We start from the raw sequence: 6,320 nt of genomic DNA on the forward strand, positions 1-6,320 counted from the left end.
TTGGCTCATACTAGACTCTCCCTGTAAATGATGGCTATTTTATCCGTAGTCCATACTATATTGTCTACAGTAACTGTGACGATTTTTAGTTGCTAACTGCTAACTGCTAACTGCTAACTGCTAACTATGAAATCGTATTGGTCACGACATCTGGTGGTACATAACTGGCATGACGGTTCATACGCTTTTCAAACAGTCTAAAGCTAAACAAGATAACCCACGACAGTAGTAGATAGACGATACCAGCGGCAAAGAATAGCTCCATCAAGGTATAAGTTCGCGCACTAATTGTACGAGCGACACCTGTAATATCCATCAATGCAATCGTCGAAGCTAGTGCACTACCTTTTAGCATAAAGATAACTTCGTTACTGTACGCTGGGATCACAATACCAAATGCGCGCGGCAGCGTAACACGTGTTAGCTTTTGCCATTTTGACATACCAAGAGCGTCAGCCGCTTCAAGCTCTCCAATAGGAATCGTCTGAATCGCACCGCGTATAATCTCTGCTAGATAAGCACTGGTATTAAGAGTAAAGGCGATGATGGCGCACCAATATGCTTGGCTAAGTACTGGTTCCCATAAAAACGACTCGCGTACAGCCTCGAACTGACCCAAACCGTAATAAATCAGGAATATCTGTACCAGCAGCGGTGTGCCACGGAAAAAGAAAATATACAGAAATGGTAGTACCTGTACCACCCAGCTTTTAGACAGTCGTAACAATGCCAAGACCAAACCAAACAGCAATCCAATCACACCTGAAAACAATACCAGCTGTACGGTCAATACCGCACCACCTAATAAATCAGGGATATGGTCAAAAATGACCTGCCAATTCCAATCCATAGTATCTCTCCTCTATCCTATGGTCGATTGACTGTGAGTGGATTGACGACTTATCTTTTTGGCATAGCGTGCCGCAGGATTGGCGCGCCACTCAAGCCACATCATAAAGCCAGTAATCAACATGGTCAGACCCAAATAAATAATCGCTGCTGCCATATAAAAGGTAAACGGCTGCTGCGTTGACTGTGCCGCACGCGATGATTGATACATGATGTCCTTGAGACCCACGACCGATACCAATGCAGTATCTTTGAGCAATACCAAAAACAAATTACCCAAACCTGGTAAAGCAATCTGCCATACTTGCGGCAACGTGATGCGATAAAAAGTCTGCAAAGGACGCATACCAATCGCTTGGGCAGCCTCTCGCTGTCCTACTGGAATCTCCTGAATGGACATGCGAAAAATCTCAGTCGCATACGCACCAAAAGCAATAGACAGCGCCATGACACCACCCCAAAAAGCGCTAATTTCGACATAGTCGTTGTAGCCGAACTTTTTAAAGATGCTCATCAACAAGATAGAGCCGCCATAATAAATAAAGAGCACCAATAACAGCTCAGGTATACCGCGCATCGTCGCAGTATAGACAGTCGCAAGTTTACGTAGCAACCAGATATTGGACATCTTGGCGGTTGCGCCGAGCAAGCCTAAGCCCAGACCAATAATCAGACTGGTCACAGCTAGTTGTATGGTGACGGTAGCGCCGCTTAATAAAAGCGCGCCAAATCCTTGTAAGTCAAACACGATTATCCACTCAGTCTCTTTATATTAGCAATTAGGGCATGTCTTCAATTCAATCGATAGACATCTAAATGGTTTAAAAACGGCTAAATCTTGCCAAACGGCGTCAAATAGCTGACTAATATCTCGATATTATTTGCGCTATTTTCCTTATTTGACTGCAATTTATCTCATTTTTATTACCATTTTTAAAATGAAGACACGCCCTAGCAAAATATGAGTTAAAAGAATCAGCATCAATAGCTGAACGCGGCAAAACACCGTATTTTATACCAAATCAATAGGGATGGTTGGCGTCAAAAAATGACGTCAGAAGAATACGATTAACGCTGCGATAATTGACACAGTAGAAATGAGCGCTGATTTTATCATATTCACTCGCTGTGATGTTAATACTGACGCGTAAAAGCTGAGCCTAAGCTGTACCTAAACAGACACTTACCTCTAGAAGCCTACAACAAACCGACTAAATTTGAGCAAAATTGATAGATGACCACGATGTATATTCGATGATGTAACCGCCAATAAAAAAGGACATCACCATGATGGCGATATCCTTTTATTAATCAAAACAATATTTTTTGACTGTTATTTTGATTGCCGATAGTTATTAACTAGCCGCTTTTGACGTTGGTTGCTCACTAGCATTTGACTCTACGTCTTCACCCACTGTGCCCGTTGCAGACGCTGGCAACGCAAAGTACTTTTGATTGATTTTATCGTAAGTACCGTTTGCTTTTAGATTAGCAAGAGATTGATTAATCTTCGCTTGTAACGGATCGCCTGGGCGTACCGCTATCGCAAAGTTATCATTGATATCAATCTCATCACCTTTTAGTGCATATTTGCTACCAGCAGATGAGCTCAGCCATTCTATTGCAGGCAGCTTATCAGAAATCATCGCATCGACACGGTTTGAACCAAGATCTAAAAACGCGTTGCTCAACGTATCATAAAGCTTCATATCGGCTTTTGGATACGTGTCTTCTAGCCATTGCGATGAAATGGTCGAACGCTGTGCAGCAATAGAGTGAGAGTCGATATCGCTATTGTTGCTAGGGTCAAAGCTGCTGTCTTTTTCTGCCAAGAAAACTAAGGCATTGCTAAAGTAAGGATCGGTAAAGCTGACCTGCTCTGCGCGCTCTGGTGTGACCGACATCGCCGCCACAATCGCATCATACTTACCCGCTTTTAGACCGGGGATAATACCGTCCCAGTCCTGCGCTACAACCTCGCAAGTTACCTGCATATCTGCACAAAGTGCATTTGCTATCTCAACATCAAAGCCACCAAGGGTCCCATCAGCATTGGTATAGTTAAAAGGTGCATATGCCCCCTCTGTACCGATGCGTAATACCTCATCTGTAGAGGCTGCCATTGCTTCGGTAGCCTCTGAATTGGTATCAGTCGCACTCTCTTGGTTATTGCTACAGCCAGCAACGGTAAAGGCTGTCGCTAGCGCAAGCAATGACATAGACAGACGTCTGGTCATATTCACATTGAATTTGTCAGTCGTGGTATAGATTGGGGCACACTGGTTGCTCATGATCATCCTTGGTTTTTACTTGAGTAAACAACACGTCTTTAAACAATAGCAGTTAAACTGCTAGATATCGTATTAGTTAGCTGGCGCTTCTTCTTCAACATCATCAGTGTCCACTGCTTTTTGAGCAGCAGCAGTGGAACTAGTACCAAAATAGCTACCAGTGATTTGATCATAGGTGCCGTTGTCTTTTAGCTCAGCCAATGCCGCATTAAATTTAGCAACTAACGGATCGCCTTTACGGAATGCAATACCCATTGCATCATCATCAGTACTGATCTCGTCACCTTTGATTTCGTATTCTTGACCTGCCTCAGTTTTTAACCAATCAACGCCCACTACTTTGTCAGACATAAGCGCGCGCACACGACCTGATGTCAGATCTAAATAGGCATTATCTTGAGTATCATAAAGCTTGATGTCAGCATCGTCATGCTCGTTTTGCAAATACTGTGATGAAACCGTTGAACGCTGTGATGCAATTGGTTGACCTGTTAGCTCATCAACACTAATATCATCACCTTTTTTACCGATTAAGATAATACCACTGTGAAAGTATGGGTCGCTAAAATCAACTACTTCTTTACGCTCAGGAGTGATCGACATACCAGCAATAGCTGCATCAAATTTTTGTGCATTTAGCCCTGGAATCAGTCCATCCCAATCTTGAGAAATAACTTCACATTCTGCATTCATCTCTTCGCACAAGGCATCAACCAGCTCAATCTCATAACCAATTAGATTACCCTCAGCATCGGTGTAACTAAAAGGCTTAAAGCTTGATTCTGTAGCGATTTTAAGATCCAAGGGCGCTTCAGTAGCGGTATCAGCTTCAGTATTTTCTGCTGGAGCTGAGCTATCATTACAACCTGCCAACATTAGCATTGCTGCGCTAAGTGGTGCTAGCCATAATGCTTTTTTACCCATTGATGATGTCATTGAAATTGTCATTTTTACTATCCTTTACTATATTGGTTTATGTTCTCTAGACACACAAATTTATTGACCAAAATTGGCTTGTTCTAGACGTGCTAGCTCACCGTTGCTACGGATTTCGCTAAGCGCGTTATCAAACTCTGCTTTAAGTGAGTCATCTTTGCGGACAGCAATGGCAATATTGTCATCGTTATCAATCTCATCACCGACGATACCAAAGCCTTCTGAGTTATCTACTAACCATGATTTTGCAGATACTTTTTCAGCCAATACAGCATCGCTACGACCAGATTTTAGGTCTAAATAAGCGTTATCATAGTTATCGTATAATTGAACGGTATTGCCATCTTTACCTTCGTAGTTATCCTGTAGATAAGCACCTGGCGTAGTAGAACGTTGACCACCAAGCGTTACGTTTTCGATCGCCATAGGATCAAAGTCACCATCAGTGTTGGTCAGCCACACCATCGTATTGGCAAAGTACGGCTCGCTGAAATCTACTTTTTCTTGACGCTCAGCAGTGATAGACATGCCGGCAATTACCGCATCATATTTTTGTGCCAATAGACCTGGGATAATACCGTCCCAATCCTGTGCAACGATTTCACAATTGGCTTGCATTTGATCACACAAAGCATTGGCAACATCGATATCAAAACCTGCCAAGCTGCCATCAGCATTGGTGTAGTTGAATGGAGGGTAAGCGCCCTCGGTGGCGATACGGATGGTTTTACCAGTGGTTTCTGCTGCAGGGGCGTCAGCATTGGTATCGGTGGTTTCATCGGCAGGTTGGCTACAAGCGCTCAACATCAATGCAGCAGTAACGGTCATCGACGACCACAATAGGCGAGAATTCGACATCATACGTTCCTTAAATTCTGATGGGTTTTAACATAAATTTTTGATAGGATTTTCTGGCTTAGGGTTCTGATATTTTGTTCTCTGACGTCCCTGCCAGACAAGCAATATAGATAGCAGAAAGGCAGACAGCCACGAGATGTGACGGTCTATAAACCTTTTGATAATACCTGAGTAAAATATCAAAAACAAACGTTTTGCATACTCATAGTTATCATTGGGCAATAAATAGTCAACAATGGTTACGTTAGAGTAATTTTATATTTGGCAGGAAAGATGGTGGCAAAGGTATTGCCACCATTAATATTAGACAGAAAACTAGACAAAAAATCAGGTAGGACGGTGTGACGCCATAAAGTCTTTGACGCGCTCAGAGGTAGGGTTATCAAAGACTTGCTCAGGTGTGCCAATCTCTTCAACCACCCCTTGATGCAAAAAGACGACTTTGCTTGATACTTCACGGGCAAAGCGCATTTCGTGAGTAACGATAAGCATCGTACGCCCCTCTTCTGCTAGCTCGCGCATTACCGCAAGCACTTCGTTGACCAGTTCAGGGTCTAGCGCAGAGGTTGGTTCATCAAATAATAGAACTTGTGGCTGCATAGCAAGCGCACGAGCAATCGCGACACGTTGACGCTGACCACCAGATAAATTTGCAGGATAAGCGTCTTTTTTGTCGAGTAGCCCTACTTTGTCGAGCAGTTTTTCGGCATCACTGATGGCTTGGGCTTTTTTGATTTTTAGGACCTGCGTTGGTCCTTCGATGATGTTTTGTAGGATCGTCTTATGTGGCCACAGATTAAAATTCTGAAACACAAACCCCACGCGAGCACGCAAGCTTTCTAATTGCTTCACTTCTGCTGCTTGTAGCTCACCTGACTTGGCAGGTTTTAGCATCAGCTCTTCGTCACCAATCAAGATACGACCATGATTGGGGTTTTCAAGAAGGTTAATACAACGCAGCAACGTCGACTTACCTGAGCCAGATGAGCCCAAAATAGAGATAACATCGCCATCATAAGCAGTTAGGGATACTCCCTTTAATACTTCTAACGAGCCGTAGCTTTTATGGATGTCTTGTAAGTCTAGGGCGATAGGCCGAGTCGGGTTTTTTGCAGTATCAAGCATGGTTCAGCAGACTTCCAATAAATATGAGTGAAAACACGAATAAAATGAGCGCTATATAGCTATATCTATATAGTATAAACATCTAGAGCGTTATCGTAATATGCCTGATGAGGCAAAGCGAAAAATGTCATATTGTCTCTTATTACGCAGTAAAAAGGCAAATACTGTATTTAACCAACGGGTTAATCAGCATACAAGAAACCATTAATACAAAAAAAGCCCAGACTGCGTTTATCGCTCTGGGCTTTATTTTATCACTTT

6 protein-coding genes are annotated in these 6,320 nt (G+C 42.9%); all 6 read right to left on the reverse strand.

Translation table 11 applies throughout. The features are described from left to right. Nucleotides 1-124 precede the first annotated feature (124 nt). The 6 genes from ACT3QN_RS07195 to ACT3QN_RS07220 all read right to left on the reverse strand — a co-directional run bounded on the left by ACT3QN_RS07195 (nt 125) and on the right by ACT3QN_RS07220 (nt 6,059). Nucleotides 125-850 (reverse strand): ABC transporter permease, encoded by a 726-nt coding sequence (locus tag ACT3QN_RS07195; RefSeq protein WP_444529156.1) that lies wholly within the window; start codon nt 848-850, stop codon nt 125-127. A gap of 12 nt (nt 851-862) precedes the next feature. Continuing rightward, the gene (locus tag ACT3QN_RS07200; protein WP_444529157.1) at nt 863-1,597 is read right to left on the reverse strand and encodes an ABC transporter permease; all 735 of its coding nucleotides are present in this window, start codon (nt 1,595-1,597) and stop codon (nt 863-865) included. Between the two features lie 607 nt (nt 1,598-2,204). Beyond that, a complete protein-coding gene (locus ACT3QN_RS07205) occupies nt 2,205-3,086 on the reverse strand; it encodes an ABC transporter substrate-binding protein (RefSeq protein ID WP_444529167.1) in 882 nt (293 codons plus the stop codon). A gap of 126 nt (nt 3,087-3,212) precedes the next feature. After that, entirely contained in the window at nt 3,213-4,088 is an 876-nt protein-coding gene (locus tag ACT3QN_RS07210) for a transporter substrate-binding domain-containing protein (protein ID WP_444529158.1), read from the reverse strand. A gap of 48 nt (nt 4,089-4,136) precedes the next feature. Continuing rightward, nucleotides 4,137-4,937 carry a transporter substrate-binding domain-containing protein gene (locus ACT3QN_RS07215; RefSeq protein WP_444529159.1) on the reverse strand — a complete coding sequence of 267 codons (801 nt, stop codon included), beginning with the start codon at nt 4,935-4,937 and terminating at the stop codon, nt 4,137-4,139. A gap of 324 nt (nt 4,938-5,261) precedes the next feature. After that, nucleotides 5,262-6,059 carry an ABC transporter ATP-binding protein gene (locus ACT3QN_RS07220; protein ID WP_444520984.1) on the reverse strand — a complete coding sequence of 266 codons (798 nt, stop codon included), beginning with the start codon at nt 6,057-6,059 and terminating at the stop codon, nt 5,262-5,264. Nucleotides 6,060-6,320 lie beyond the last annotated feature (261 nt).

Source organism: Psychrobacter sp. AOP7-C1-14, assembly GCF_052376135.1.
Lineage (GTDB): Bacteria > Pseudomonadota > Gammaproteobacteria > Pseudomonadales > Moraxellaceae > Psychrobacter.

Coding starts and splice junctions, on each gene's coding strand:
- ACT3QN_RS07195 (WP_444529156.1), bottom strand. CDS start 850: ATGGATTGGAATTGGCAGGTCATTTTTGACCATATCCCTGATTTATTA.
- ACT3QN_RS07205 (WP_444529167.1), bottom strand. CDS start 3,086: ATGACCAGACGTCTGTCTATGTCATTGCTTGCGCTAGCGACAGCCTTT.
- ACT3QN_RS07210 (WP_444529158.1), bottom strand. CDS start 4,088: ATGACAATTTCAATGACATCATCAATGGGTAAAAAAGCATTATGGCTA.
- ACT3QN_RS07215 (WP_444529159.1), bottom strand. CDS start 4,937: ATGATGTCGAATTCTCGCCTATTGTGGTCGTCGATGACCGTTACTGCT.
- ACT3QN_RS07220 (WP_444520984.1), bottom strand. CDS start 6,059: ATGCTTGATACTGCAAAAAACCCGACTCGGCCTATCGCCCTAGACTTA.